The 470-nt window shown below is 53.2% G+C and carries 1 rRNA gene; it reads left to right on the top strand.

From position 1 onward, the window contains the following. Nucleotides 1–39: 39 nt before the first annotated feature. Nucleotides 40–470, top strand: a 16S ribosomal RNA gene (locus ACWKXT_RS24350); the annotation flags it as partial.

Genomic DNA, 470 nt, shown 5'->3' with positions numbered 1-470 from the left:
GTAATTCATTACGAAGTTTAATTCACGAGCATCAAACTTAAATTGAAGAGTTTGATCATGGCTCAGATTGAACGCTGGCGGCAGGCCTAACACATGCAAGTCGAACGGTAGCACAGAGAGCTTGCTCTCGGGTGACGAGTGGCGGACGGGTGAGTAATGTCTGGGAAACTGCCTGATGGAGGGGGATAACTACTGGAAACGGTAGCTAATACCGCATAACGTCGCAAGACCAAAGAGGGGGACCTTCGGGCCTCTTGCCATCAGATGTGCCCAGATGGGATTAGCTAGTAGGTGGGGTAACGGCTCACCTAGGCGACGATCCCTAGCTGGTCTGAGAGGATGACCAGCCACACTGGAACTGAGACACGGTCCAGACTCCTACGGGAGGCAGCAGTGGGGAATATTGCACAATGGGCGCAAGCCTGATGCAGCCATGCCGCGTGTATGAAGAAGGCCTTCGGGTTGTAAAG

The organism is Enterobacter sp. UPMP701 (assembly GCF_053709515.1).
The sequence above is the reverse complement of the archived record's forward strand: the minus strand, read 5'-3'. Positions and strand labels throughout refer to the sequence as shown.